Annotated in this window: 26 protein-coding genes and 1 tRNA gene; 18 read left to right on the top strand and 9 right to left on the bottom strand. The window is 62.6% G+C overall.

What is annotated here, in order from left to right; genetic code table 11:
• The first annotated feature begins 95 nt into the window (after positions 1-95).
• Genes G7044_RS06740 through G7044_RS06730 form a run of 3 tightly spaced genes read left to right on the top strand, consistent with a single transcriptional unit; the run spans position 96 to position 1,770 of the window.
• Positions 96-887, top strand: coding sequence for a segregation and condensation protein A (locus G7044_RS06740; protein WP_166327461.1), 792 nt, complete (start codon positions 96-98; stop codon positions 885-887).
• On the top strand, positions 884-1,537 hold the full coding sequence (scpB, locus tag G7044_RS06735) for an SMC-Scp complex subunit ScpB (RefSeq protein ID WP_166327179.1): 654 nt from the start codon (positions 884-886) through the stop codon (positions 1,535-1,537). The genes G7044_RS06740 and scpB overlap by 4 nt, the downstream gene beginning before the upstream one ends.
• Positions 1,537-1,770: a hypothetical protein gene (locus tag G7044_RS06730; protein WP_235931154.1), complete on the top strand. Its 234-nt coding sequence runs from the start codon at positions 1,537-1,539 to the stop codon at positions 1,768-1,770. The genes scpB and G7044_RS06730 overlap by 1 nt, the downstream gene beginning before the upstream one ends.
• Here the strand turns inward: G7044_RS06730 and G7044_RS06725 are convergent.
• The 4 genes from G7044_RS06725 to ihfA all read right to left on the bottom strand — a co-directional run bounded on the left by G7044_RS06725 (position 1,751) and on the right by ihfA (position 3,934).
• Positions 1,751-2,830 carry a 2'-deoxycytidine 5'-triphosphate deaminase gene (locus G7044_RS06725; RefSeq protein WP_166327177.1) on the bottom strand — a complete coding sequence of 360 codons (1,080 nt, stop codon included), beginning with the start codon at positions 2,828-2,830 and terminating at the stop codon, positions 1,751-1,753. The two genes, G7044_RS06730 and G7044_RS06725, sit on opposite strands and share 20 nt — an antisense overlap.
• A 56-nt stretch (positions 2,831-2,886) precedes the next feature.
• Positions 2,887-2,964: transfer RNA gene (locus tag G7044_RS06720), tRNA-Pro, on the bottom strand.
• A 72-nt stretch (positions 2,965-3,036) separates the two neighbouring features.
• Positions 3,037-3,630, bottom strand: a complete 594-nt coding sequence (locus G7044_RS06715) for a MerR family transcriptional regulator (protein ID WP_166327175.1) — start codon at positions 3,628-3,630, stop codon at positions 3,037-3,039.
• A 1-nt stretch (position 3,631) separates the two neighbouring features.
• Entirely contained in the window at positions 3,632-3,934 is a 303-nt protein-coding gene (gene ihfA / locus G7044_RS06710; RefSeq protein ID WP_166327173.1) for an integration host factor subunit alpha, read from the bottom strand.
• A 286-nt stretch (positions 3,935-4,220) separates the two neighbouring features.
• Here ihfA and G7044_RS06705 point away from each other — a divergent pair, with 286 nt between their 5' ends.
• From G7044_RS06705 to G7044_RS06695, 3 genes are all read left to right on the top strand, one after another.
• Positions 4,221-5,816 carry a peptide chain release factor 3 gene (locus tag G7044_RS06705; RefSeq protein ID WP_166327171.1) on the top strand — a complete coding sequence of 532 codons (1,596 nt, stop codon included), beginning with the start codon at positions 4,221-4,223 and terminating at the stop codon, positions 5,814-5,816.
• Between the two features lie 83 nt (positions 5,817-5,899).
• On the top strand, positions 5,900-6,268 hold the full coding sequence (locus G7044_RS06700) for a hypothetical protein (protein ID WP_166327169.1): 369 nt from the start codon (positions 5,900-5,902) through the stop codon (positions 6,266-6,268).
• A gap of 96 nt (positions 6,269-6,364) precedes the next feature.
• Complete coding sequence (locus tag G7044_RS06695; RefSeq protein WP_166327167.1) at positions 6,365-7,480, top strand: TIGR00341 family protein; 1,116 nt, start codon at positions 6,365-6,367, stop codon at positions 7,478-7,480.
• Between the two features lie 51 nt (positions 7,481-7,531).
• Here the strand turns inward: G7044_RS06695 and G7044_RS06690 are convergent, their stop codons facing one another.
• From G7044_RS06690 to G7044_RS06675, 4 genes are all read right to left on the bottom strand, one after another.
• On the bottom strand, positions 7,532-8,857 hold the full coding sequence (locus tag G7044_RS06690) for a pyruvate dehydrogenase complex dihydrolipoamide acetyltransferase (protein ID WP_166327165.1): 1,326 nt from the start codon (positions 8,855-8,857) through the stop codon (positions 7,532-7,534).
• 12 nt (positions 8,858-8,869) lie between these two features.
• A complete protein-coding gene (locus G7044_RS06685; protein WP_166327163.1) occupies positions 8,870-10,273 on the bottom strand; it encodes a pyruvate dehydrogenase complex E1 component subunit beta in 1,404 nt (467 codons plus the stop codon).
• Positions 10,274-10,287: 14 nt separating this feature from the next.
• A complete protein-coding gene (gene pdhA, locus G7044_RS06680; protein WP_166327161.1) occupies positions 10,288-11,325 on the bottom strand; it encodes a pyruvate dehydrogenase (acetyl-transferring) E1 component subunit alpha in 1,038 nt (345 codons plus the stop codon).
• A gap of 88 nt (positions 11,326-11,413) precedes the next feature.
• The gene (locus tag G7044_RS06675) at positions 11,414-11,707 is read right to left on the bottom strand and encodes an FtsB family cell division protein (RefSeq protein ID WP_166327159.1); all 294 of its coding nucleotides are present in this window, start codon (positions 11,705-11,707) and stop codon (positions 11,414-11,416) included.
• A gap of 213 nt (positions 11,708-11,920) precedes the next feature.
• On the opposite strand from G7044_RS06675, the gene G7044_RS06670 reads away from it, so the two are divergent.
• Positions 11,921-12,328 (top strand): NUDIX hydrolase, encoded by a 408-nt coding sequence (locus G7044_RS06670; RefSeq protein WP_166327157.1) that lies wholly within the window; start codon positions 11,921-11,923, stop codon positions 12,326-12,328.
• 267 nt (positions 12,329-12,595) lie between these two features.
• Positions 12,596-12,820 (top strand): hypothetical protein, encoded by a 225-nt coding sequence (locus G7044_RS06665; RefSeq protein WP_207630173.1) that lies wholly within the window; start codon positions 12,596-12,598, stop codon positions 12,818-12,820.
• Positions 12,821-12,934: 114 nt separating this feature from the next.
• Here G7044_RS06665 and G7044_RS06660 read toward each other — a convergent pair whose 3' ends face one another.
• Positions 12,935-14,212: an acetylornithine deacetylase/succinyl-diaminopimelate desuccinylase family protein gene (locus G7044_RS06660; protein WP_166327155.1), complete on the bottom strand. Its 1,278-nt coding sequence runs from the start codon at positions 14,210-14,212 to the stop codon at positions 12,935-12,937.
• 121 nt (positions 14,213-14,333) lie between these two features.
• On the opposite strand from G7044_RS06660, the gene G7044_RS06655 reads away from it, so the two are divergent.
• The 10 genes from G7044_RS06655 to deoC all read left to right on the top strand — a co-directional run bounded on the left by G7044_RS06655 (position 14,334) and on the right by deoC (position 24,048).
• Entirely contained in the window at positions 14,334-15,407 is a 1,074-nt protein-coding gene (locus G7044_RS06655; protein ID WP_166327153.1) for a hypothetical protein, read from the top strand.
• Positions 15,408-15,549: 142 nt separating this feature from the next.
• Positions 15,550-16,680, top strand: coding sequence for a hypothetical protein (locus G7044_RS06650; RefSeq protein WP_166327151.1), 1,131 nt, complete (start codon positions 15,550-15,552; stop codon positions 16,678-16,680).
• Positions 16,681-17,229, top strand: coding sequence for a putative glycolipid-binding domain-containing protein (locus tag G7044_RS06645; protein WP_166327149.1), 549 nt, complete (start codon positions 16,681-16,683; stop codon positions 17,227-17,229).
• Positions 17,230-19,161 carry an AAA family ATPase gene (locus G7044_RS06640; protein WP_166327147.1) on the top strand — a complete coding sequence of 644 codons (1,932 nt, stop codon included), beginning with the start codon at positions 17,230-17,232 and terminating at the stop codon, positions 19,159-19,161.
• Between the two features lies 1 nt (position 19,162).
• Positions 19,163-19,645, top strand: a complete 483-nt coding sequence (locus tag G7044_RS06635) for a hypothetical protein (protein WP_166327145.1) — start codon at positions 19,163-19,165, stop codon at positions 19,643-19,645.
• A complete protein-coding gene (locus tag G7044_RS06630) occupies positions 19,642-21,111 on the top strand; it encodes a DUF6638 family protein (protein ID WP_207630172.1) in 1,470 nt (489 codons plus the stop codon). The genes G7044_RS06635 and G7044_RS06630 overlap by 4 nt, the downstream gene beginning before the upstream one ends.
• 3 nt (positions 21,112-21,114) lie before the next feature.
• Positions 21,115-21,393 carry a hypothetical protein gene (locus G7044_RS06625; protein ID WP_166327143.1) on the top strand — a complete coding sequence of 93 codons (279 nt, stop codon included), beginning with the start codon at positions 21,115-21,117 and terminating at the stop codon, positions 21,391-21,393.
• Positions 21,394-21,409: 16 nt separating this feature from the next.
• A complete protein-coding gene (locus G7044_RS06620; RefSeq protein WP_166327141.1) occupies positions 21,410-22,105 on the top strand; it encodes a DUF1523 family protein in 696 nt (231 codons plus the stop codon).
• Between the two features lie 104 nt (positions 22,106-22,209).
• Positions 22,210-22,950: a hypothetical protein gene (locus tag G7044_RS06615; protein WP_166327139.1), complete on the top strand. Its 741-nt coding sequence runs from the start codon at positions 22,210-22,212 to the stop codon at positions 22,948-22,950.
• 147 nt (positions 22,951-23,097) lie between these two features.
• The gene (deoC, locus tag G7044_RS06610; RefSeq protein WP_166327137.1) at positions 23,098-24,048 is read left to right on the top strand and encodes a deoxyribose-phosphate aldolase; all 951 of its coding nucleotides are present in this window, start codon (positions 23,098-23,100) and stop codon (positions 24,046-24,048) included.
• Positions 24,049-24,053: the final 5 nt, after the last annotated feature.

Genomic DNA, 24,053 nt, shown 5'->3' with positions numbered 1-24,053 from the left:
CAGCAGGGCCGCACGCGCGGATTCTGCGCGCCTGAACCTTTGAGGCCCGTTTGCCCGACAACGTCACCCCCCTGCGCCCCAAGCGCCCGGAGCAACTGCCGCTGGACATCGCCCGCGCGGTCGATGCCCAGTCGGTCGAACAGCGCCGCGCCGACGAAGCGCTGATCGTCGATGTGGACGGTTACGAAGGCCCGCTTGATCTGCTGCTGACGCTTGCGCGGGTGCAGAAGGTCGACCTGATGCAGGTCTCGATCCTGCAACTGGCCGAACAATATCTGGCCTTCGTCGAACAGGCGCGCGCGCTACGGATCGAACTGGCGGCCGACTATCTGGTCATGGCCGCCTGGCTGGCCTTTCTGAAATCTCGCCTGCTGCTGCCGCCCGACCCCGAGGAAGATGGCCCCTCGGCCGAGGATCTGGCGGCACATCTGGCGTTCCAGCTGGAACGCCTGAACGCGATGCGCGATGTCTCGGCGCGGCTGATGGGGCGCGACCGGCTGGGGCAGTCGCGATTCGTGCGCGGCCAGCCCGAACAGATCGCGCGCAAGCGCAACGTCACCTATGAGGTCGGGCTAATCGACCTGATGCGCGCCTATGCCCGGATCAAGACCCGCGACGAATTCCGCCCCTATGCCTTCGACCGCAAGGATGTATTCACCATGGAGCAGGCGCTGGAACGGCTGCGCCACATGATCGGCTTTGCGGGCGAATGGACCTCGCTTCTCAGCTTCCTGCCCGAAGGCTGGACGGGCGAACAGCGCGGGCGTTCGGCCACGGCGGCGACCTTTGCCGCCTCGTTGGAGCTGGCCAAGCAGGGGCGTCTGGACATCCGTCAGGCTGAAACCTTCGCCCCGATCACCATCCGCCGCAGACCGGAAAAAGAATGAGCGACGATCTGGAATTCCCGCCCCCGCCCCTGGAAGAGCAGGAGCGGATGGTCGAAGCGATGCTGTTCGCCTCGGCGCAGCCGGTCACACTGCGCGATCTGGCGGACCGCCTGCCGCAGGGTGCCGATGCGGCCGAGGCCGTCGCCCGCCTGCGCCGCCGCTACGAAGGCCGCGGGATCGAACTGGCCCGCGTGGGTGAGGCCTTTGCCTTCCGCACCGCGCCCGATCTGTCTTTTCTGATGCAGACTGAAACGCTGGAAACCCGACGCCTGTCGCGCGCCGCGACCGAGACGCTGGCCATCATCGCCTATCACCAGCCCGTCACCCGCACCGAGATCGAGGAGATTCGCGGTGTCGCCACCTCGCGCGGGACGCTGGACCAGCTGATTGAACTGGCCTGGGTGCGGATCGGCCGACGGCGGATGACGCCAGGGCGGCCAGTCACCTTTGTCGTGACGGAGGCGTTTCTGGATCATTTCGGGCTGGAAACCGCCCGCGACCTGCCCGGACTGGCGGAATTGCGCGCGGCAGGGCTGCTGGACAGTCGCCCGCCGGGCGATCTGGCCGTGCCTATTGTCCGCGCGGCTGATGATGACGATATTGGGGATGAAAGCCGTCCGGGTGACCTGTTCGGCGAGGAGGAAGACTGATGGCCGGTAACCAGTTCATCAACATTTTCGCGCGTGAGGTCATGCGCAACATGACCCGTCTGGCAATGGCGTTCGGCATCAAGAAGGGCATTGACGTGCTGGCCACGCGCGGCAAGGACCCGGCCCGCATGACGCCCGAGGAACGCGCCGCGGCCGCGAAAACCCAGCGCAGCGCCCGCGAGGCGGTCAAGCGCGCCCGTCAGGCCGCCCGCATTACCCGCAGAATTCGCTGAACTGCTTGGCCAGCTTCAGCCCCTGGCCTTGATAGTTCGACGCGATGTCCTGCCCGTACAGCCGGGCCGGGCGCTGCGCCATTTTCTCATAGACTAGCCGGCCGACGACCTGCCCGTGCTCCAACGCGAAGGGGGCCTCGTGGCAGCGCACCTCCAGCACGCCGCGCGCACCGGTGCCAAGGGCTCCGATGCCGAAGCCGGGATCGAAGAAACCCGCGTAATGGACGCGGAACTCGCCCACCATGGCCAGATAGGGCGCCATTTCGGCGGCGAAATCGGGCGGGATCGCAACCGATTCGCGGCTGACGAGGATATAGAAGGCACCGGGGTCCAGGATCAGCCGCCCATCCGTGCTGTGCAGCGTGTCCCAGAACTCGCGGGGGTCGTAAGCGCCGATCCGGTCAAGGTCGATGACCCCGCTATGCGGCTTGGCGCGGTAACCGACCAGATCGCCCGCCTCGGGGCGCAGATCGACGGAAAAGCCAAGGCCCTGATCGATCAGCGCCGGCCCGCCAACCAGCGGCGTGGCGTCGTGCAGCGCGCGCAGGGCCGCGTCGTCCAGAACCGCCTGACCACGCCGCAGTCGCAACTGGTTCAGCCGCATTCCGGGACGAACCAGCACTGAAAAACTGCGCGGGCAGATCTCGGCGTACAGAGGGCCATCATAGCCGTCGGGCAGGCGGTCGAATTCAGTACCGTCATCGGTAATCAGCCGCGTCAGTAGATCCAGCCGTCCGGTCGAGCTTTTCGCGTTCGCAACTGCGGTGATCCCAGCGGGCAGGGCAAGCCGTTCCATCAGCGGCACCAGATAGACGCAGCCCTTTTCCAGCACCGCACCTTGCGAAAGGTCCATCCGGTGCATCTCGAAGTCGGGCAGGCGGTCTTCGATCCGGTGTCCCTTGCCGGGCAGGAAGGATGCCCGCAGCCGCCAGGCTTGCGTGCCCAGACGCAGGTCAAGACTGGCCGGCTGGATCTGCGCGTCGGTGATCGCTTGGGTCGCGGAAATCGCGCCTGAATCGATCAGCTGGCGCAACTCACTGTCAGGAAGAACACCGCTCATTCAGACCCCCCGGATATGCGAACACCCACCCCGGAAAGGAGTGGGTGTTTCGGTCATGGTCGGGCCGGAGAGATTCGAACTCTCGGCCTTCCGCCCCCCAGACGGACGCGCTAACCAGGCTGCGCCACGGCCCGACGAGAGCCGTATAGGGCGAAGCAGAGGGGGGACACAAGGGCCTGAACAAGAAAAAAATGATCCGCGCCAGATCAGGTCGAAATTGCCTGCCGGGCCTCGCGCAGATCGGCCAGAATGGCAGCGGCCCCGGCCAGCGTCGCAGGTTCCGGCGGCAGATCACGCAGGGCGGCATTCAGGTTTTGTAGACGAATCAGCCAATTCGCTGCAGGGGTGGGTTTGGCTTGTTCCGGCGTCGATGCGGGCGGCGCATCCAGATGCGCGAAAAGCGGCAGCGTACCGCGGTCCGCCGGCTGCTTGCGCCGACGCGGCCGGTCTGCGGGTTCGGCACTAGCGGGGGCTTCTGCGGCGACACTTTCGATCTCGGCAGGCTCATCGCCGAACAGCTGCGACAGCCGCGCCGCGCCGCGCATGCGAAGTGCCGCGCCGCGATCTGCAGCCATCAACTTTTTTGCGCCCCTGATCGAGACGCCGTCCTCGCGCAGAACCTCGCACAGGCCGGCTGCCAGCTTCACGTCATCTGGCCGGTAATAGCGCCGCCCGTCGCGGCGCTTGACCGGCGAGAACAGGGGGAATTGCGCTTCCCAATAGCGCAGCACATGCGGCGCGACCCCGACCAGTTGCGATACCTCGCCGATGGAGCGGAATGCGTCGACGGCCTTTTTCATGTCAGGACTTGTTACCGTCCGCGACACGATCCTTCATCAGGTGCGAAGGCCGAAAGCTGAGCACGCGTCGCGGCGTGATCGGCACTTCCTCACCGGTTTTGGGATTTCGGCCAATCCGTTCGTTCTTGTCGCGGACCGAGAAGGTGCCGAAGGACGAGATCTTGACTTGCTCGCCCCGAACCAGCGCGTCGGAAATATGGGTCAATACGCTTTCGACAAGCTGGCCTGATTCGTGTCGGGACAGGCCCACCTCGCGGAATACGGCCTCGGCCAAATCCATGCGCGTCAGGGTTTTTTCGCTCATCTGTTAACCTCGTGCGAATGGCGATCAGGATGCTGTGTTCAGATTGCCGAGTCAACCAGCCAGCCGCCAATCTGTTCCCGGAAATTTTCGAAAAAGCCTTGTTTTTCAGGGGGCGTCAAAACCGTTTGGTGCAGATTTGACGGCCTTGCGCGATGTAATCGCCTTTCGGTTGACCTGTTTTGTGAACCTGCCGTTTTCCGCGGGCTGGTGCTGCGGCTATCAGGGTTTTTCCCTTTGCGGGCGCGGCGCGGGCAGGCTAGACGGCGCTGGCAGGAAAGGAAGCCCCATGACCAACCGCGCCCCCATGCCGCCCGAGATCGCCCGCCGCCGCACCTTCGCCATCATCAGCCACCCTGATGCCGGCAAGACGACATTGACGGAAAAATTCCTGCTGTTCGGCGGCGCGATCCAGATGGCCGGCCAGGTCCGTGCAAAGGGTGAGGCACGGCGCACCCGGTCGGACTTCATGAAGATGGAACAGGATCGCGGCATCTCGGTCAGTGCCTCGGCAATGTCTTTTGAATACAATGACTTTCGGTTCAATCTTGTCGACACGCCCGGCCATAGCGACTTTTCCGAGGACACCTATCGCACCCTGACGGCGGTGGATGCGGCAATCATGGTCATCGACGGTGCAAAGGGTGTAGAAAGCCAGACGCGGAAGCTGTTCGAGGTCTGCCGCCTGCGTGACCTGCCGATCCTGACCTTCTGTAACAAGATGGACCGCGAAAGCCGCGACACGTTCGAGATCATCGACGAAATTCAGGAAAATCTGGCCATTGACGTGGCCCCTGCAAGCTGGCCCATCGGTGTGGGTCGCGATTTCATCGGCGCATATGACCTGCTGAATGACCGGCTGGAAATCATGGATCGGGCCGACCGCAACAAGGTCGCGGAAACGGTGAAGATCTCGGGTGTCGACGATCCGAAACTGGCCGAGCACATCCCCGCAGATCAGTTGAGCAAGTTGCGTGAAGAAATTGAAATGGCACGCGAATTGCTTCCGACCTTTGATCGGAAATCGTTCCTTGAAGGGCATATGACGCCGATCTGGTTCGGCAGCGCGATCAACAGTTTTGGCGTGCGCGAGTTGATGGACGGTATCGGCAATTATGGTCCAGAGCCGCAGCCGCAAAATTCGGCAGACCGTGAAATTGACCCGGAAGAAAAGCCGGTTACCGGCTTTGTCTTCAAGGTTCAGGCGAACATGGACCCCAAGCACCGCGACCGTGTGGCCTTCGTGCGGCTGGCCTCGGGGCATTTCGAACGCGGCATGAAGCTGCTGCATGTGCGGTCAAAAAAGCCGATGGCCATCAGCAACCCCGTCCTGTTTCTGGCCGCCGACCGCGAACTGGCAGAGGAAGCCTGGGCCGGCGATATCATCGGCATTCCGAACCACGGCCAGCTGCGCATCGGCGATGCTCTGACCGAAGGCGAGGCGCTTCGCTTTACCGGCATCCCCTCGTTCGCGCCGGAATTGCTGCAATCGGTGCGCGCCACCGACCCGATGAAGGCCAAGCATTTGGAAAAGGCCCTGATGCAATTCGCCGAGGAAGGCGCCGCGAAGGTCTTCAAACCCGCCATCGGCTCGGGCTTCATCGTCGGCGTTGTCGGAGCCCTGCAATTCGAGGTGCTGGCCAGCCGGATCGAGCTGGAATACGGCATTCCCGTCCGGTTCGAGGGCTCGCAGTTTACCAGCGCACGCTGGTTGTCGGGGCCGAAGGACAAGGTCGAGGCCTTTGCCAATACCAACAAGCAGCACATGGCGACGGACCATGATGGCGATCTGGTCTATTTGACCCGCCTGCAATGGGACATCGACCGGGTAACGCGCGATCAGCCCGAATTGAAGCTGACAGCCACCAAGGAAATGATGGTCTGAGTGTCAGCTTGAAGCGCAGGCCACCGCGTCCCATGTATCAAAAGGGCGCGGCAATGCGTTCATGTAAAGGAGATCAGGCGGGAATGCGGACTGCGGCGATGTTGCTTGGGGTGATCGGCGGGCTTTTCGCCATGATGATCGGCTTTTTCAGCTATGGCTATACCGAGCTTGCCAGCAGCCACGCCGCCTTTGCCGATACTTTTGGGGCGGTCGACAACGCCCAGCTGATCCGCACCGCCAGCTTCCTCGCGCCCCTTCTGGCCATCGCAGGCGGCGCCATGGCGATTTCGCGGGCGTTGTGGGGCGGTGTTCTGCTGCTGATCGCGGCCGGGTTAATCTATTACGCTTTTGGCTTCGGCGTCTTCACGATGTTCCCAATCGGCTTTTGCGCCACCGCTGGCGGTCTCGCAATTGCCGCAGGCAAGCCGGATGAACCGAGGGCGCATTTCTGAGGCTTCGGCCGAATTCGCCTGAACGATCGCAGCGTGGCACGCATCTTTTCATAGCTACACAGCGTTAACCGCCTGAAACATAACAAGGCGGCTGGCATGGCGGACAAGGACAGCATCACCGGACAAGCGGCAGAGACGGACCCGGACGCCGCGATCATCGACGGCGACGCGGGCGAGGCCGTCATTGACCGCAGGCGTCGCGAGAGGGCGAAGATGCGCGCCTCCATGCGCGCCGCCTCAATCCTGACGCCCGGCTTTCTGTTCATGAATGGGCTGTCGGCGGTGATCGCCAGTTACGGCCTTCTGGCCGACAGTCCCGCCGTAGTGATCGGCGCGATGATCGTCGCAATGCTGCTTGGGCCGATCATGGGGGTGGCGCTTGGGCTTTCGTCCGGTGCACGCGATGTTTTCATCCGCGCGATCATATCGCTGACAAGCGGGATTGCTGTGGTCTATGCCGTTGCCGCCTTCATCGGCTGGTTGCATGGCGAGGCGCCGCTGACGGAAGAGATCCTGTCGCGGACCTCGCCCACCATTTACGACCTGATGATCGCGCTTGCGGGGGGGGCGGCGGGCGCCTATGCCACCGTCGCGCGGCGGATGAGCGCGGGTTTCGTCGGCGTGGCCATCGCGACGGCGCTTGTGCCGCCGCTGGCCGCCTCCGGGATTCTGCTGACGCGGGGCGCGTATAATGATGCGCTCGGCGCGGGGATGTTGGCGCTGACCAATATCGCGGCGATCCAGTTTTCGGCGGCTGTGGTGCTGTGGCTGCACGGCTTTGCCCGTGACGATGACGGCGATTTGACGACGGTATGGGAATTCATCCGCCGCCACACCGTCAGTGCCGCAGTGATCCTCGCGCTTGGTATATGGTCAGCGGCCAATCTGGAACGCACCTCATCCGCGCAACGGTTTGAGGCACAGTCGATCGAGGCGCTTGAGGCCTATCTGCTGCGTCTGGACGGCGCGAGCCTTGCCGGGGTCAAGATCGCAGAACGTGGCGGGACGCTGGTCAGCGCGGTGATGCAAGGCCCGGTCGCGCCGAGCGTTGAGGATCTGCGCCAGATGGAAGCCGCCTTGCCCGACACACCCGCAGGCGCGCGGCCCTCGCTGCGTGTGGCATTCGTTCCGGTGCGTATTCTGACGCCTGAGGGCGAGACCTATGAACAGGTCACGCCGCTGTCAGAGGATGCGGTCGAGACTTCGCAATAGCCCATGAAAAAAGGGCGGGATCAACCCGCCCTTCATTCGATTGCTCGCCGGTCAGGCCAGCATCCCCATCGGATTTTCCAGATGGGCGACGATTTTTTCCAGCAGCTGCGCGCCAAGCGCGCCGTCGATGACCCGGTGGTCCACCGACAGCGTCATCGACATGACGTTGCGGATGACAACCTCGCCATTCTCGACGACGGGCGTCTGGATGCCCGAACCGACGGCGAGGATCGCGCCGTGGGGCGGGTTGATGACGGCGTCGAAGTTCTCGATCCCGAACATCCCGAGGTTCGAAATCGCGAAGCTGCCGCCCTGATATTCATGCGGGGCAAGCTTCTTCGTCTTCGCGCGGCCCGCCAGATCCTTCATCTCGGCCGACAGGGTCGACAGGGTTTTCTGATGCGCGTCCTTCAGAACCGGGGTGAACAGCCCGCCTTCGATGGCGACGGCCACCGCCACATCCGAAGGCTTCAGCTTCAGGATGCGGTCGCCGGCCCAGACGGCGTTTGCGTCCGGCACCTCTTGCAGCGCCAAAGCACAGGCCTTGATGATGAAGTCGTTGACCGACAGCTTCACGCCGCGCCCTTCAAGCTGCTTGTTCAGCGTGGCGCGGAACTTCATCAGCTCGTCCAGCTTGGCCGACCGACGCAGATAGAAATGCGGGATGGTCTGCTTGGCCTCGCCCAGGCGTGCGGCGATGGTGCGGCGCATGCTGTCGAGCGCGACTTCTTCCGTCTCGCGGTCGGCATACATCTTGAGGATGGTTTCCGCCGAAGGACCGGCAGGTGCGGCCGCGGCAGCAGGTGCAGCAGCTTTCGGCGCATCGCCCGCGGCGGCAGCGGCTGGTTTCGCACCGGGCTTGGCGTCTTCCACATCGGCCTTCACGATCCGGCCATGCGGGCCCGATCCTTTCAGCGATGCCAGATCCAGCCCCTTTTCCGCCGCGATCCGGCGGGCGAGGGGGGATGCGAACACGCGGCTGCCATCGCCCGATTTCGGGGCGGGTGCAGCTTTCGCAGGGGCCGCGTCCTTGCCGGCATCGGCTTTCGGCGCTTCGGCCTTGGCGTCGTCCTTGGGTGCCTCGGCCTTGGCCGCGCCACCACCCGATGATGCGCCGATATCGTCGGCGCTTTCGCCTTCTTCCAGCAGCACGGCGATGGGCGTGTTGACCTTCACCCCCTGCGCGCCTTCCTCGATCAGGATCTTGCCGATGGTGCCTTCATCTACGGCTTCGAATTCCATCGTCGCCTTGTCCGTCTCGATCTCGGCGATGATGTCGCCTGACGAAACGGTATCGCCTTCCTTCACCAGCCACTTGGCCAGCGTGCCTTCCTCCATCGTCGGAGAAAGCGCGGGCATCAGGATTTCCGTGGGCATCTCGCTTGCTCCTTACTTGTAGGTGACTTTCTTGACCGCCTCGATCACCTCGGCGGCAGAGGTCAGCGCGTGCTTTTCAAGGTTGGCGGCATAGGGCATGGGCACATCCTTGCCGGTGCAGTTGATGACCGGCGCGTCCAGATAGTCGAATGCGTTTTCCATCACATAGGCCGAGATGTGATTGCCGATGGAACCCACCGGGAAGCCTTCCTCGACCGTGACCAGACGGTTGGTCTTCTGCACCGATTCGATGATCGAATCGTAATCCAGCGGACGCAGGGTGCGCAGGTCGATGACTTCGGCGTCGATCCCTTCCTCGGCCAGCTTGTCGGCGGCTTCAAGCGCGTGGGACATGCCGATGCCGAAGCTGACGATGGTCACGTCCTTGCCCTGCCGCGCGATCCGGGCCTTGCCGAAGGGGATGGTGAAGTCTTCGACATCCGGGACCTCGAAGCTGCGGCCGTAAAGAACCTCGTTTTCCAGGAAGATAACCGGGTTCGGATCGCGGATCGCGGTCTTCATCAGGCCTTTCGCGTCAGCTGCCGAGTAGGGCATCACCACCTTCAGGCCGGGGATGGCAGAATACCATGCCGCGTAATCCTGGCTGTGCTGCGCGCCCACGCGGGCGGCGGCACCGTTCGGGCCGCGGAAAACCATTGGCGCACCCATCTGGCCGCCCGACATATACAGCGTCTTGGCGGCAGAGTTGATGATGTGGTCGATGGCCTGCATGGCGAAGTTGAAGGTCATGAACTCGACGATGGGACGCAGGCCGCCAAAGGCCGCACCCGTGCCGATCCCGGCAAAGCCGATTTCCGAAATCGGGGTGTCGACCACCCGCTTCGGTCCGTATTTGTCCAGCAAGCCCTGGCTGATCTTGTAGGCGCCCTGATACTCGCCCACTTCCTCGCCCATCAGGAAGACGGTGTCATCGCGGGCCATTTCTTCGTCCATGGCTTCGCGCAGCGCTTCGCGCACGGTCATGGTCTTCATCTTGGTGCCTTCCGGCCAGTCGGGAGAGCGGTCGGGCTGTGGCGTTTTCACATTGGCAACGGCAGAGGTGGTTTCGCCGACCTCGTCCTTGGAATTCTCGCCTTTGCCCTTCTGGGCAGGCGGTTCATCCGACGACGCGGCCGGGGCTGCGGATGAGGTGCCGATGTCATCGGCGCTTTCGCCTTCTTCGATCATCACCGCGATGGGGGTGTTGACCTTCACGCCTTGCGTGCCTTCCGCGATCAGGATCTTGCCGAGGATGCCTTCATCCACGGCTTCGAACTCCATCGTCGCCTTGTCGGTTTCGATCTCGGCGATGATGTCACCGGCAGACACGGTGTCGCCTTCTTTCTTCAGCCATTTGGCCAGCGTCCCTTCCTCCATCGTCGGGGACAGGGCGGGCATCAGGATTTCGGTTGCCATATCTTGTCCCTCCCTCAGGCGTTCTGGGTTGCCGGATCGTCGGCGTAGATGTCGGTCCAAAGCTCATCCAGCGACGGCTCGGGGCTTTCTTTCGAGAATTCTGCGGCCTGGTTCACGATCTCCTTGATCTCCTTGTCGATCGCTTTCAGGTCGTCTTCCGAGGCGTGCTTGCCCTGCAGCAGCAGCTCGCGCACGCTTTCGATGGCGTCGCGTTCGTCGCGCATCTTCTGCACTTCTTCGCGGGTGCGGTATTTCGCCGGGTCCGACATCGAGTGGCCGCGATAACGGTAGGTCATCACTTCCAGAATATAGGGGCCCTTGCCCGCGCGGCAGTGCGCCACGGCCTTTTCGCCGGCGGCCTTCACGGCCAGCACGTCCATGCCGTCGACCTGTTCACCGGGAATGCCGAAGGCTTCGCCGCGACCGAAGAAGGTCGTCGACTTTGTCGAGCGCTTGACCGACATGCCCATCGCATATTGGTTGTTTTCAATGACAAAAACGACCGGAAGATCCCAAAGCTCGGCCATGTTGTAGGTTTCATAGACCTGGCCCTGGTTGGCCGCACCGTCGCCGAAATAGGTGAAGGTCACGCGGCCATTTTCCAGATACTTGTCGGCAAAGGCCAGCCCGGCACCCAGCGGCACCTGCGCCGCGACGATCCCGTGACCGCCATAGAAATGCTTCTCCTTGGAGAACATGTGCATCGAGCCGCCTTTCCCCTTGGAATAGCCGCCCTCGCGCCCGGTCAGTTCGGCCATCACGCCGCCCGGATCCATGCCGCAGGCCAGCATATGCCCGTGGTCGCGATAAGAGGTGATGCGCTTGTCGCCTTCTTCGGCGGCCGCTTCCAGGCCGACAACCACGGCTTCCTGACCGATATACAGGTGGCAGAAGCCCCCGATCAGGCCCATGCCATAAAGCTGGCCGGCCTTTTCCTCGAATCGCCGGATCAGCAGCATGTCGCGGTAGAATTTAAGCAGTTCGTCCTTAGAGACGTTCGGCGCGGCGCGTTTTTCTGCCGCGTCTTTGCTGGCAGCGGGTTTCCTGGCCATGCGGGCTCCTCCTGCGAAATAACGGGATAGTTCAGCGTTAAACTATCCGTAGCGCATCGCGAAAGGGGCTGCAATCGGCGAAAGTTGCCTAGCGGATGATGACCTCGTCGGGGCGCATCAGGCCCAGAACTTCGCGCGCGCGTTCGTCCAGAAGGTCGAGGTCAAGATAGTCGTCGGACAGCCGGTGCGTCAGGTTCTTCATCCGGTCAACCTCGGCCTGCAGCGTGTCGCGATCTGCGCGCAGCTGTTCGGTTTCAGCCTGCAGCTGGATGCGCCGCATCAGGCCGGATGGCCCCTGGACCGCGGCAAAGGCGAAATACAGGCTGGCCAGCACGGCCAGCAAGACAATGATGATCGCCGAAAGCGACAGGCGCTGTGACATGGGCTGCCCCGGTTGCGGTCTTCTGAGGACCATTTGCGCCATATTTGCACGATTGGCGGCGCGGGGAAAGCGGCCCCGAAGGCTGTTGGCGGGGGCTGCATCGGCGGGAAATTGCTCAATTTGTTGCTTCAGCGTGGCGCGCACGTCAAGATTGTTGCGGTGTGGCCCCGGCTTTGCTTCCATATCTAAGCTAGATGATGGGAGTGGGGGCCCATGGACATCCATATCGCTGCTGCCGCGCTGATGCGGCCCGATGGCGCAACATTGCTGGTGCGCAAACGTGGCACGCATGCCTTCATGCAGCCCGGCGGCAAGATTGATGCGGGCGAGGCGCCACTGGTGGCACTGTATCGCGAACTGGACGAGGAGCTGGGCCTGCGTCCGGGCGACAAGGGTGCTGTCTATATCGGCCGCTTCGAATCGCCCGCCGCGCATGAGGAAGGTGCCCGTGTCATCGCCGAGCTTTATCGCCTCGATACCGATGCCGAAGTCTGCGCGCAGGCCGAGATCGAGGAAGCCCGCTGGATCCTGCCGGATGAGCGCGATGGCTTCATCTTCGCCCCGCTGACGCGCGATCATGTCCTGCCCGCAATCTGGGGTGCCGAGACGGTCGAGGTCTGAGCGGCGCATGATCCCGACTTGACCGTGCCGCCTGACTGCAATTCTTTCCGCGCGCCTTTGCGGGCTGCTGTCCTTGTCACCTGCCGCGCGGTCGGCAGTTAAATGAAAATCGGGCGGCATTCGTAACGTGAATGTCACGAAAACATGCTTTCATGTATCTGGCCGGAAACTTTCGGCGGCGGATGGCGCATTAACATCTGAAAGCTTGATCCAAGCTCCCGCCGATGGGACAATTCCGGTATTGATAGACGCGTTGGAGACACTGCCATGTCTACGAAACGGCCCGCGATTGCGGGTGATCATCTGTTTTCCCAAAGCGGCGAATTCGATGGCCTGATCGGCGGGGACGTGACCGTCGCCAAAGGGGTCGAGCTGGTGCTGAACGGTCTGGTCAATGGTGACTTGCGCATCGAATCCGGTGCCATCGTCCGCTTGGGGGCGATGGTTGGCGGGCGTGTTTACAACAATGGCGGCACGCTGCTTGCGGCATAAGATAAATCCTTGGCCGCCGGTTGCGGCGGCCATCACTGGCTGATCGGCTCGTCAGGCGAGGCGTCGCGGCCTGCACGCGCAGCCATGCCGATCATCGGATCGACCTGCCGCGCCCTAGTTGTTCACCAGCAACAGATCGGCCAGAACCAGCCCCATGACCCGGGCGGAATCCAGCATGTCATCCACGCCGACCCATTCGTCGGGCTGATGGGCCATTTCCAGCACGCCGGGGCCGTAGGCGATGCAGTTTTTCAGCTTGCCGATCCGGTCGATATGCTTCTGGTCGTAAGTGCCGGGGCTGACGACATAACCGGCCTGCAAGCCCAGCACGCGTTCGATCGCGGCGGCAGTGGTGCGCACGACGGGAGCGTCGCGGTCGGTCATTGAGGGCACCACCTCGAACAGGTCTCGGATCTGGTAACGGAAGGTCGGGCGACGGGCGCGGACGCGTTCCATCAGGGCAGTGATCTCTGCCTTGACCTGATCGAGGTCTTCTTCGATCAGAAAGCGGCGGTCGATGGTGATGCGGCAGCTGTCGGCGACGCAAGGGGCGGGCAGGCCGGTGAATTCGGCGCCCAGATCCGGCGCGCCGCCATGGATCGCGTTGATGTTCAGCGTCGAGGACCGCGCGCCTTCAGGGATCACCGGCATCTCCGTCCGCTTGCCGGCGAGCAGGGGATAAAGCGTGGCCTCCATCTCCTCCAGCACGGCGCCCATGTGCCGGATGGCGCTGTCGCCAAGGAAAGGCATCGAGCCGTGGGCGATGCGGCCTTGGGTCTCGATCTCGGCCCACCAGACGCCGCGATGGCCAAGGCAGATGCGATCCTTGTGCAGGGGTTCGGGGATGATGACGTGGTCGACATGGGCAAATGCACCCTGTTCGGCCAGGAATGCCACGCCGCCATAACCGCCCGATTCCTCATCCGCGGTGGCTGAAATCTCGACCCGGCCAGCATGATCGGGGAAGCTGTCGACAAAGGCCTCTGCCGCGATGATGGATGCCGCAAGCCCGCCTTTCATGTCGCAGGCTCCGCGGCCATAGATGCGGTCTTCCTCGGCCACATATTCGCCCCCGAAGGGGTCGCGGGTCCAGCCCCGCCCGACCTCGACCACATCGTGATGGCTGTTGAAATGCACGCAGTCACCGGGACGCCCGCCCTGCCGGTGGGCCACGATGTTCCAACGCGGATAAGCGGTGCTGTCGCCGGGCGCACCGGTGGCGCGTACCAGTTCGCAGCTGAAGCCCTTGGGTGCCAGCCGCGCCTCCAGATATTCGCAGATGTCGCGGTAATACTGGCCCGGCGGGTTCAGGGTCGGGATACGGATCAGATCCTGCGTCAGGCGGATCAGGTCATCGCGGCGGGACAGAATGGCTTGGTTCAGGGCATCCATGCGGTCCAGATTGACCTGCGAAAATCGCCCTGTCCAGCCACCTGAATTCGAGGAACAGGGCTTGTGCTTGGGGCGTTAGCGCATAGAGTCCTTTGGAATTTCAGTATCAGGGGGTAGATGGATGGCATCGCTCGACCAGCAAATGACCGACACGCAGAAGCAGATCGTTTTGACCCAGCAAAAGATGGCGGAAGTGACCAGCAAGCTGGATCAGGCGACCGCGCGCGCCGGCGTCGAACAGCCCTCGATCGACATCGCCAACGCGACGCTGGCGGATGTGAACGCCCATACCGAGGTGATGAACGCCAATATCGCCGAGCTGATCATGGGGCTGGACGATGTGACCGCCGGCTTCTCGAAGGATTTCGAGGAGATGCGGTCCAAGACCGGCTGGGAAAAATTCGTCGGCATCTTCGCCGGCGGCAAGTCCGAGGCGATGCGGCAGGAACGCCTGCGCACGGCGTCCATCGACGACAAGCTGCAGGATCTAATTTCCAAATCCGATGTGATTACCCGGCTGTTGCAGGACCAGTTGACCCAGCTGAACGAACAGAAGGCCAAGGTCGAGGCGAACCTGACCGGGACGCTGGACGAGCGCGAAGCGACCGTTGACACCCTGGAATCGCTGCGCGAGCGCATCAAGGCCATGGACCCGCAACTGATCGAGTTGGAAAACAAGGTTGCCACCACCACCGATCCCAGCGACCGCACCCGGCTGGAAACGGAACTGGCAAACGCCAACAAGGAACATAACGCGCTGGTTCAGGACGAACAGGTTGCGCTGGCGAAATCGCAGACGCTGGAACGCTATATCGAGGCCGGCAAGACCTGGGTCGATTCACTGCAGAACCAGGCCGCGACCCAGATGGTGCTGATCAACAAGTTGCAGACGGACACCAAGCAGCGCGTGGTTCTGTATGATGCGCTGACCAAATCGCTGAAAACTGCCCAGCAGCAGGACGTGGCCCACCGCATCAACGAAATCGGGGTGAAGACCGACCAGCAGGCGCAGGCGCAGATGGCCGCCATCGGAACCGCGACCAATGACCGCATGGCCGACATGCTGGAAGCCCACGGCGACCACATGGTCTTCGCCCGCAAGGTGCTGGAGGAAAAGGCCAAGGCGGATGAACGCTTTGCCCGCCGCTTCAGCGAGATCGTCGAGAAGCACGACAAGAACCTGTATGGCGGCTGAGCCGAAGGGAACGCTTCGGCGTTCCCGGCGAGATCTGGGGACGTGACCTTAAGCAGGCTCCAAGGCCGTCTGGTGATGAGTTGGGCGATGCCTGGCGGTTCGCGGATGTCGATCAAGATGAGAGGTGATAGGCGGTAGACTCATGGCTGAAACAGGCACACTGGACGCGGATCACCGGCAACTTGACGACGATCTGATAGCACGGCGCTATTTTCGAAAGCTGCGGCTGATCTATGCGACGCTGCCCTCGGCGCTGGCGGAGACGGTGCGTGACCGCCTGTTCACCCAGACCGAAACCGAGGTGATCCAGTCCTATCTGCATGCGATGCTGGAATCGGTGCAGGCGCTGTCGATGAAATATCTGGTCTCGGGCCGGGTCGATGGGCCGTTGCGGAAGTTCCTGACCATCGACATTCACGAATCGGGCTATCCGGTCTGGTCCGAGATCGCGCAGATGGCCGCGGACGCGGCGCAGGCCTCGGCCGAGCTTGGGCGTACGCCAGACGCCGATCAGATCAAGGATGACATGATCCGCCAGATCGTCGGCGACCTGACCATTCCGACGCGGCTGCAATATGCGCTGTCCCAACGCTTCTATTACGAGGCATTGGCCAAGGGCGGACTGTTCTGGCCACAGATGCATCCGCAGGCCTATTGGTTGTCGGATGCCGGCAATCGCCGCCGCTGGCTGATCCATTGGGCGGTCTATGACAGCCAGCTGAATGTGCCGGTGCTGTATCTGATGGATTGCGATGACAGCGGGCGGCGCCCGCTGGTCGAAGACAGCAAGCGCTGGCCCGAGGTGCGTGCGCATCTGCTGGCCCAGTCGGTGACTGGCCTGCAACTGCTGACCATCGCGCAGGGCTTTGACCGCGATTTCAGCAATCTGCACCCGCACCGTCTGCGCCGGATCCTGCTGGGGCCGATCTATTCGCAGCAATTTACCACCCAGGAAGGTCCGATCCGCGAGGTGCTGGAAAACGCTCGCGCGCCCTCGGGCGAGGACTGGGCCATGGCGCTGACCATCGAGGATTTGCAGGCCGAACGCGCGATCATGGAATCCACGGGTTTCTTCGGGGTGACGGAACGCCAGATATTCAAGCTGGATCCGCTGGATGCGGGCGGAGTGGGGCAGGGTGCCTCGGGCGTTGAACGCGCGCTGATCCTGCCCGCGCGCCCCTATCAGGCGCTGGCGGAACTGGACCCGGCGGGCTTCCGGCGGATGCGCAAATACGTGCCGCTGCCGGGTGGCGGCGCGCGGGGCTATCGCTGAATGTCGGGCCAAGCGCAGATCCTGTGGCGCAGGCTGGATCTGCCCGGCCATGACGCCTGCCGGATCTGGCAGGATGGCGATTTGCGGCTGTTGGAGGGTGTTGCTGTCTGGCAAGACCCGCAGGGGCCTGCGCATCTGGCCTATCATGTCGCGGCAGACAGTGACTGGATCACCCGCTCCGTGCGGCTGCAGGGGCGCGTCGGGGCCCGCGACCTGACCATGTCGATTCATCGCAACGAAAGCGGCGAGTGGCGGCTGAATGGCGAGGCGCTGCCCGATTTCACCGGCTTGCAGGACATTGACCTCGGCTTCACGCCCGCAACCAACACCCTGCCGATCCGCCGTCTGCGCCAGACGCGGCAGGACGAGGCTTCGATTGCGGCAGTCTGGCTTGATACCTCGGACTGGGCGTTGAAACGCCTGCCGCAGACCTATCGCCGCACGGATGCGGGCTGGCACTACGCCTCGCCCGGATTTGCAGCGGATCTGACCGTCGATGCCGACGGCTTTGTCACCCATTATCCGGACCTGTGGACTAAAGAGGACTGAATGGACGTTCGCAACGAAATGGAATTGCCCGAGGCCGAGATTCGCGCCCATTACCCGCAGGCCTTGTCGCTGCTGAACGGCTTTGACCACGCGCCGCGTCTGGGCAAGGCGGCGGCACCAGCCGCGCAGCCCGAACGCTCGCCCGGTATTCCGCGTACGACACGCTTCCGGTCCACCACGCCCGGACTGGCTGGGCGTTCGGTCGCCACGGCGCGTCCCGAAGGCACCCAGCTGATTGACCGCATCGAAGGGGTGGGGGGCGACGACCTGGCCTCTCCCGCCGCTGCAACGGTGGCGCGTGCGCTGCGCCGGGCGTTGGCGATTTCGCTGGCGGTGGTGGATGAGGTCGCGGCGCGTTCCGGCGCGGCGGAACTGAAGCGCGCCAATCTGGAAGGCCGTCTTCCCGCCGAAAAGCGGGGCGAATTCGGCGAATTGCTGGCAGCGGAATCGCTGGCGGCGCTGTCGGTCTTTGCCAACGCGACCGCCTTTCTGCTGGCCGAACATGCCGGCCCCGAAACGGTAGAAGGCATCACGGCGGATGAGCTGCTGACCGACAACCCCCTGACCGCCCTGCAAGGCGCACTGTGGGAGTTGGATCAGAACCTGTCGCGCACTGCCCATGACGACAAGACCCTGATCGCCACCGTCATCGCGTATGCCGAGGCGCTGTCGGCCGCCGTTCAGGCTCGCGCCGAAAGCACGCCCCGCACCGGCGCCTTCACCGGCGCAAGCTGGCGTGTTGCGGCGGATGATTTCCCCATCGCAGGCTATGCCCCCGCCACCAAGGCGCGCGGCAAGCCCGTGCAACTGGCCTTCAAAAAGCCCGAGGAGGTCGTCGGCAACGCCATCGCCAAACACCAGATGATGCGGCTGGCGCGGATGCTGGTTGCTTACGATTTCGACAAGCGGATGAACCCCTTCGTCGAACTCGGCGGGTTCATCTATACCTTCCTTGGCGACGGCAAGCCCGGCACCGGCAAGACGACGCTGATCCAGATGATGGCCGGTCTGCTGAACGATTACTGCACCGTCGCGGGCTATCCCTTCCGCTATGCGAACCTGTCCATCGACAATGTCGACAGCTATCAGGGCAAGTCGGGCCAGAACGCCCGCGCCTTTATCAATAATGTCATCGACCCCGGCGTGATCGGTTTTGGCACCATTGACGATATCGACCAGATCGCCGGCAAGCGCGGCGACAAGCAGTCCTCATCCGGCCAGCAGGAGATCACCGCCGTGCTGATGGAGGCGTTTGCCGGTGCCAGCACCATCGTGCGCGGCAATGCGACCTTCGGGATGTTTTCGAACTATGCCGAATCCATCGACGACGCGCTGCGACAGCGGGCCGGCGCGCGCTTCCTGATCGACGGGCCGAAGACGCAGGCCGATTATATCGACATCCTGTCCCTGCTTCTGGGCAAGCGCCACGACATCCCCGTGGGCGAGCATGAACTGATGAAAGCGCAGGCCATCAAGACCGCCGTGGCCGACAGCCTTGAAAAGCACAATCAGCCGCAGGAGGCCGGGCTTGCAAAGGTCTGGTCCGAGGTCACCGCCCAGACCGGCCCGCTGGATACGCTTGCCGAGTTCGGCACCTATCTGCACGCAATTTCGGTGGCGGATGAACGCTTCACCGGCCGCGCCATCAAGAACATCACCGACGCGATCAAGGCGCGCAGCATGGATTTCGACATGCCCGACGAATGGTTCACCTCGCCCGAGCCGTTCATGCACCAGCCCTATGCCCGCAAGCTGGAAATGATCGAGGCCCTGCGCCAGCCCATCACCCGCGAGATGATCGCGCAGGAAATCAACCGCTACGCCGACAGCGAATGGCGCTATGCCGATAGCAGCGACGAGACAGCGATTGAGGAGGCGGTTCGCGGGATGGAGCGCATGGCCGAGGCGCAGAAGCGGTTCAAGGAGGGGTGATGTGAAAGAGATCGAGTGGTCAATTTTCATTCCCGTTGCCGTCGCATGCATTGCAGCTGGAGCTGCTCTGTGGGGGGCTTGGACAGCCAACCAAGCGCACGCTGCCAACCGAAGATTAGCGCAGGAAATGAAGATCGCTGAGTTTCGACAGGCGTGGCTTGATCGACTCAGGACAAGATTGGCCGACTTTCTGGCTCTGATGACTATTTTATATCAGGATACTGATGCACCGACGGATGAGCAAAAACGTCAGCGTGCCCAACAGCTGTCACTATGTTTGCATGAGATCATGATGATGTTGAATATGGACGACCCAAATTCAGTAGATCTCCTTCGCGAAATACGATCATTTAGGAGGGAACTTCTCGACGGCAGCGACGAAGCAAGTTCAGCAAAAATCGTGGAGCTATCACAGGCAATTCTCAACCGCGGCTGGGACCGGATCAAAGAAGACATCCGAACGAAAGGTGGGGGATCGCGATGAAACGCCTCATCGAAAAAGGCCTGATGTTCGGCAACATGATCCGGGTGGACAGCCCGGCATGGGTGGCGCGCTATAATCGGGCGTTGAAGCTGATTACCGGCAAGGAAACGCAGCTGCCGGAATTTCATATCGACCTTGCGGGATACTCGCCCGAGGTGGGGGACGAGATCGGCGATCTCGATTACCTCAACCCCGAAGGCGCGCATCGGCAGTTCATCCTGCTGACTACGGAACAGAAGACCGCGCCGCTGCTGAATGCGGATCTCTCGGTCCTGCGGGATCTGTTGCAGAAGTTCATTCAGGATAACGAAAACCAGCTGTTCAGCCTGACCGCCCGCGACGCCGTGGTGGGCGAGATGGACGATATGGTCTGGCAGGTGAAGACGCCCGCCGATCTGTTGCAGATCAATCGCATCCGCATCAGCGCCGACACCACCGGCAACCATGTCGCCGGCGCCGACAAGCTGACCGCGCTGATCCAGCGTTTCCGGGCAGAGCCGGGGGGCTGGTATGACGATGTGCTGATCGCGCGGATGATCGAACAGGCCAAGGAAACCGGCGACGTGATCCGCAACCCGGTCCATCTGGAGGTCGGCGAATACGAGGTGCCGGATTTCTGGACCTCGCTTTTCGGCGGTGTCTATGTTTTCCGGTCCCCGCGCGAAAAGGCGATGATCTTCACCGATCCTTCGGCCTTCACCGACCCGCAATTCGACACCGAACTGCCGGGCGTGAAGGTGATCGCGCTTCAGGACACCAATGCGGTGGCGATGTGGCTGGCGCGCAATGCGCTTGCCGAACCGATCATCACCGCCAAGGGTGCGGACGGCGCGGCGATCCTGCGCCAGAAGATCGATTTCGTGCTGGTCGATGCGGCGGTCAAGCTGGGGATCGATACCGGCGACGGCACGCGCTCGGCCCTGCGCCGGGCGGCGGCGCGGATGGGCTCGGGGCTGCCGGGTGAGATCCGCGGGCTGTCGGCGCTGCTGCGCTATGCCGAGGAAGGCGGGGACTGGCCGGTGATCGACAGCGCCGATCCGGCCTATTTCTATGCCATCCGCGCCAGTGCCGGGCCGACCCGCGATCTGGTCAACCAGATGCTGACGGAACTGGCCCCGCATGACGTGCGTGCGTTGTTCATCATGCACAAGCCCCTGTTCTACAAGCGCTACCAGACCTGGGACGAGGCGAAAAAGGAATATGTCGCGAACCAGCTGGCCCGCGAATACCAGATCGACAAGCAGGGCACCCGCGAGGCGCTTTTCGGACCAGAGCCGGGCATGGCAGAGCCGGTCGCCTCTGCCATGCCGGCCAGCGGTCCATGGGGGCCGGTGAAGGCGGCATCCGGCACGCGTCTGACCGAACAGGGCGGTGGCGGCTGGCGCAGCGGCGCGGAGGGATTGCGCTGGAACGCGGATGCCGTGCAGCCATCCAAACCCGCGCTACGCGGCCCATGGGGGAAGTAATTCATGGCGATTATCCGGCTAGCCGTCATCCTGTTCGTGATCGAAGCGATCTTCTATGCCCTGCTGACGGTCTATCTGCGCTCCACCAAGGCGGAAGCGCTGGAAAAGGAATGGGACCGCCGCCATCCCGACCGCGCCGGCGATAGCGAGGAACGAAGGGCCTTCGTGCGGCGTTCGATGGTAGGGTTTCAGAAGACGCTGAAAGCGCGGCTGCTTGCGCTTGTTTTCGTGATCCCGACGATCGTCATCGCGGTGATCGCGTGGTACGTGAACGTGCAATAAGGAGGCGTCGCCCATAATGCATTACATCAAGGTTACACTGGGCGTTCTGCTGGGCGTCACCGTTTTTTTGTTTCTGGATTACGCACTGCCCAGCAAGAACACGGTGCGCATCACCAACACCTATAACCGGCTGACCGATGTCGGGGCCAACGCGATCTTCTATGCCTCGGCCGACACCGGCACAGTTGAAAATGCCGCCGGTCAGCGCGACATCCGCTTTATCGAAACGGTGCGTCCGAACGGCAAGGTCTTCGTCTATCGCAATGAGGATACCGGTTGGATCTGGCCGCCCTATTTCAAGTATGACAGTTCGAACCTGCATGCCGAGGCGACGAATTTCCGTTCCGACTCGGCCAATCCGCAATGGGTCAGTGTCACCGCCTATGGCTGGCGTATCCCGTTCTTCTCGGTCTATCCGAACGCGATTTCGATCAAGCAGGTCGCCGGCCCGAATGAATCGCCGCTGAACTGGCCCGCGATGCTGATCCTGGTCGTGCTGGGCGCGTTCCTGGCGCTGATCTGGCGGATGTGGAACCAGTTCCGCGAACGCACCATTGATCCGGCAGCCAAGCGCGTCGGTGCCGCCGTCGACAATGTCGATGCCCGCGCCGATGCCGCGATGGACCGCGTTTCGACCGAATTCAACGAGGCGCGCGAAGGCTTTACCGGCTGGCTGGATACCTGGAAGGGCAAGCCGCGCGATCCGAAGTAGAGCGATCCCGCCTCTTACTGCCCTGCCATCACCGAAGTTGAGGCATGTCAGTCACTTGATGCGATGATTGTCATCTAATCAGAATCAATCGAGGAAAACGTATCATGCTTTTCAACAAGGCAGCTGGGCCGGTTGCTGCTGCACTTCTTGGCGGAATGTCGCTTCCCGCCTCGGGTCAAGAGTTCGAACAACTGACGGATCAGTATATGACGGCCTGCCTGTCATTCGTACTGAAGGGTGATCAAAGCCAGTTGCAGGACGAATTTACCATTCCCGAAGACGTTCAGCGTGTGATTGACGCGTATGGGAGCATACCCGGCCTGGCGATGCACAAGATAACATACCTCCATCCGACGCATAATCTGAGCGTACTTGCTGACGCGGGGGGGCATGCAAATTGGGAATGCACGGTGGGGGCGTATCTCGATGATGCAATGATCGCGATGTTTGGCGAAAAACATCGCGCACAGGTCCTCGGTGACAGGTTGCCAACGCCCTCGGCAGCAATGGCCGATGCTGCGCAGAACTGGATCGACGAACATGCCGCGGCTTATGACTTTGAACCCTGGCCCGAGGCGATTGCGCTTGGTCGTATGGGGGCGCATGTTAGCAACACTCTTTCCGTGCATCGCAGATGTGTCGATGAGCTTGCGACCGCCCTCGTTGTTAAGGAAGGGCGCTCGCCGTTGGATGAGCTCGCGACCGACCTCCCGGTTAAGGAAGGGCGCTCGCCTGTGGATGTCGAGACCCGCTTCTGGAACGTGGCGCTAATGACCTATCGTTTTGACGCAGACGAGGAGCAGGCGGAATTTGCCGCGCTTATCTGTGATCCTGGCACCTCCTAAACTGCGCCCCCTGGAGACCTCAAATTTTTGAACGTCGCCCGTTACCCACAGGCCAGTGCGCAAGGTGGTGAAGGTGGTATAGCGACGCCGCTTGTCGCGTGCTAAATCGCCCGCTACCGTGACCGTCTAAATCGACGCGAGAACAGTATGTCCCATACGAAACCCAATCCCGGCACCGATCTGACGCCGGAATGGTTCGATCAGATCCGCATCAACACCCCGGCGGTCGAACGCCGGGCGGCGACGCTGCCGGTGCGGCGCAGTTTGAAGAAGGAATGGCAGGCAGCCTGGATCCTGAATGCGATCCGCTGCATCGACCTGACCACATTGGCGGGCGACGATACCGAGGACCGCGTGGCGCGCCTGTGCGCCAAGGCGATGCAACCGATCGCGCCGGACCAGCTGGCCGCGATGGGGGTGGACAGCCTGACCACGGGCGCTGTCTGCGTCTACCCGACGATGGTGGGCGCGGCCAAGCGCGCGCTTGGGAATTCGGGGGTGCCGGTCGCTAGCGTGGCGACGGGTTTCCCGGCCGGGCTGATGCCGCTTGATCTGCGGCTTGCGGAAATCCGCTATGCCATCGACCAGGGCGCGGACGAAATCGACATCGTCATCACCCGCGCCCATGTCCTGCAAGGCAACTGGACCGCGCTATATGACGAGATGCGCGCCATGCGCGAGGCCTGCGGGCCTGCCCGGATGAAAGCGATCCTTGCGACCGGTGACCTGAAATCGCTGGAAAATGTCGCCAAGGCCAGCCATGTCGCCATGCAGGCGGGCAGCGACTACATCAAGACCTCGACTGGCAAGGAAGGCGTCAATGCCACGCTGCCGGTGTCGCTGGTGATGTGCAGGGCGATCCGTGATTATCAGGACCAGACCGGCTTCAAGGTCGGCTTCAAGCCTGCGGGCGGCCTCAAGACCTCGAAGGACGCGATTGCCTGGCAGGTTCTGATGAAGGAAGAACTCGGCGACGATTGGACGCGCCCGGAGCTGTTCCGCATCGGCGCAAGCTCGCTTCTGGGCGATCTGGAACGCCAGATCAGCCATTACGTGACCGGCCGCTATGCCGCGTCGCACCGCCTGACCATGGCCTGAGGGAT

It is taken from the genome of Paracoccus xiamenensis (assembly GCF_011308835.1).
GTDB classification, from domain to species: domain Bacteria; phylum Pseudomonadota; class Alphaproteobacteria; order Rhodobacterales; family Rhodobacteraceae; genus Paracoccus; species Paracoccus xiamenensis.
This window is presented reverse-complemented; position numbering and strand designations above follow the sequence as displayed.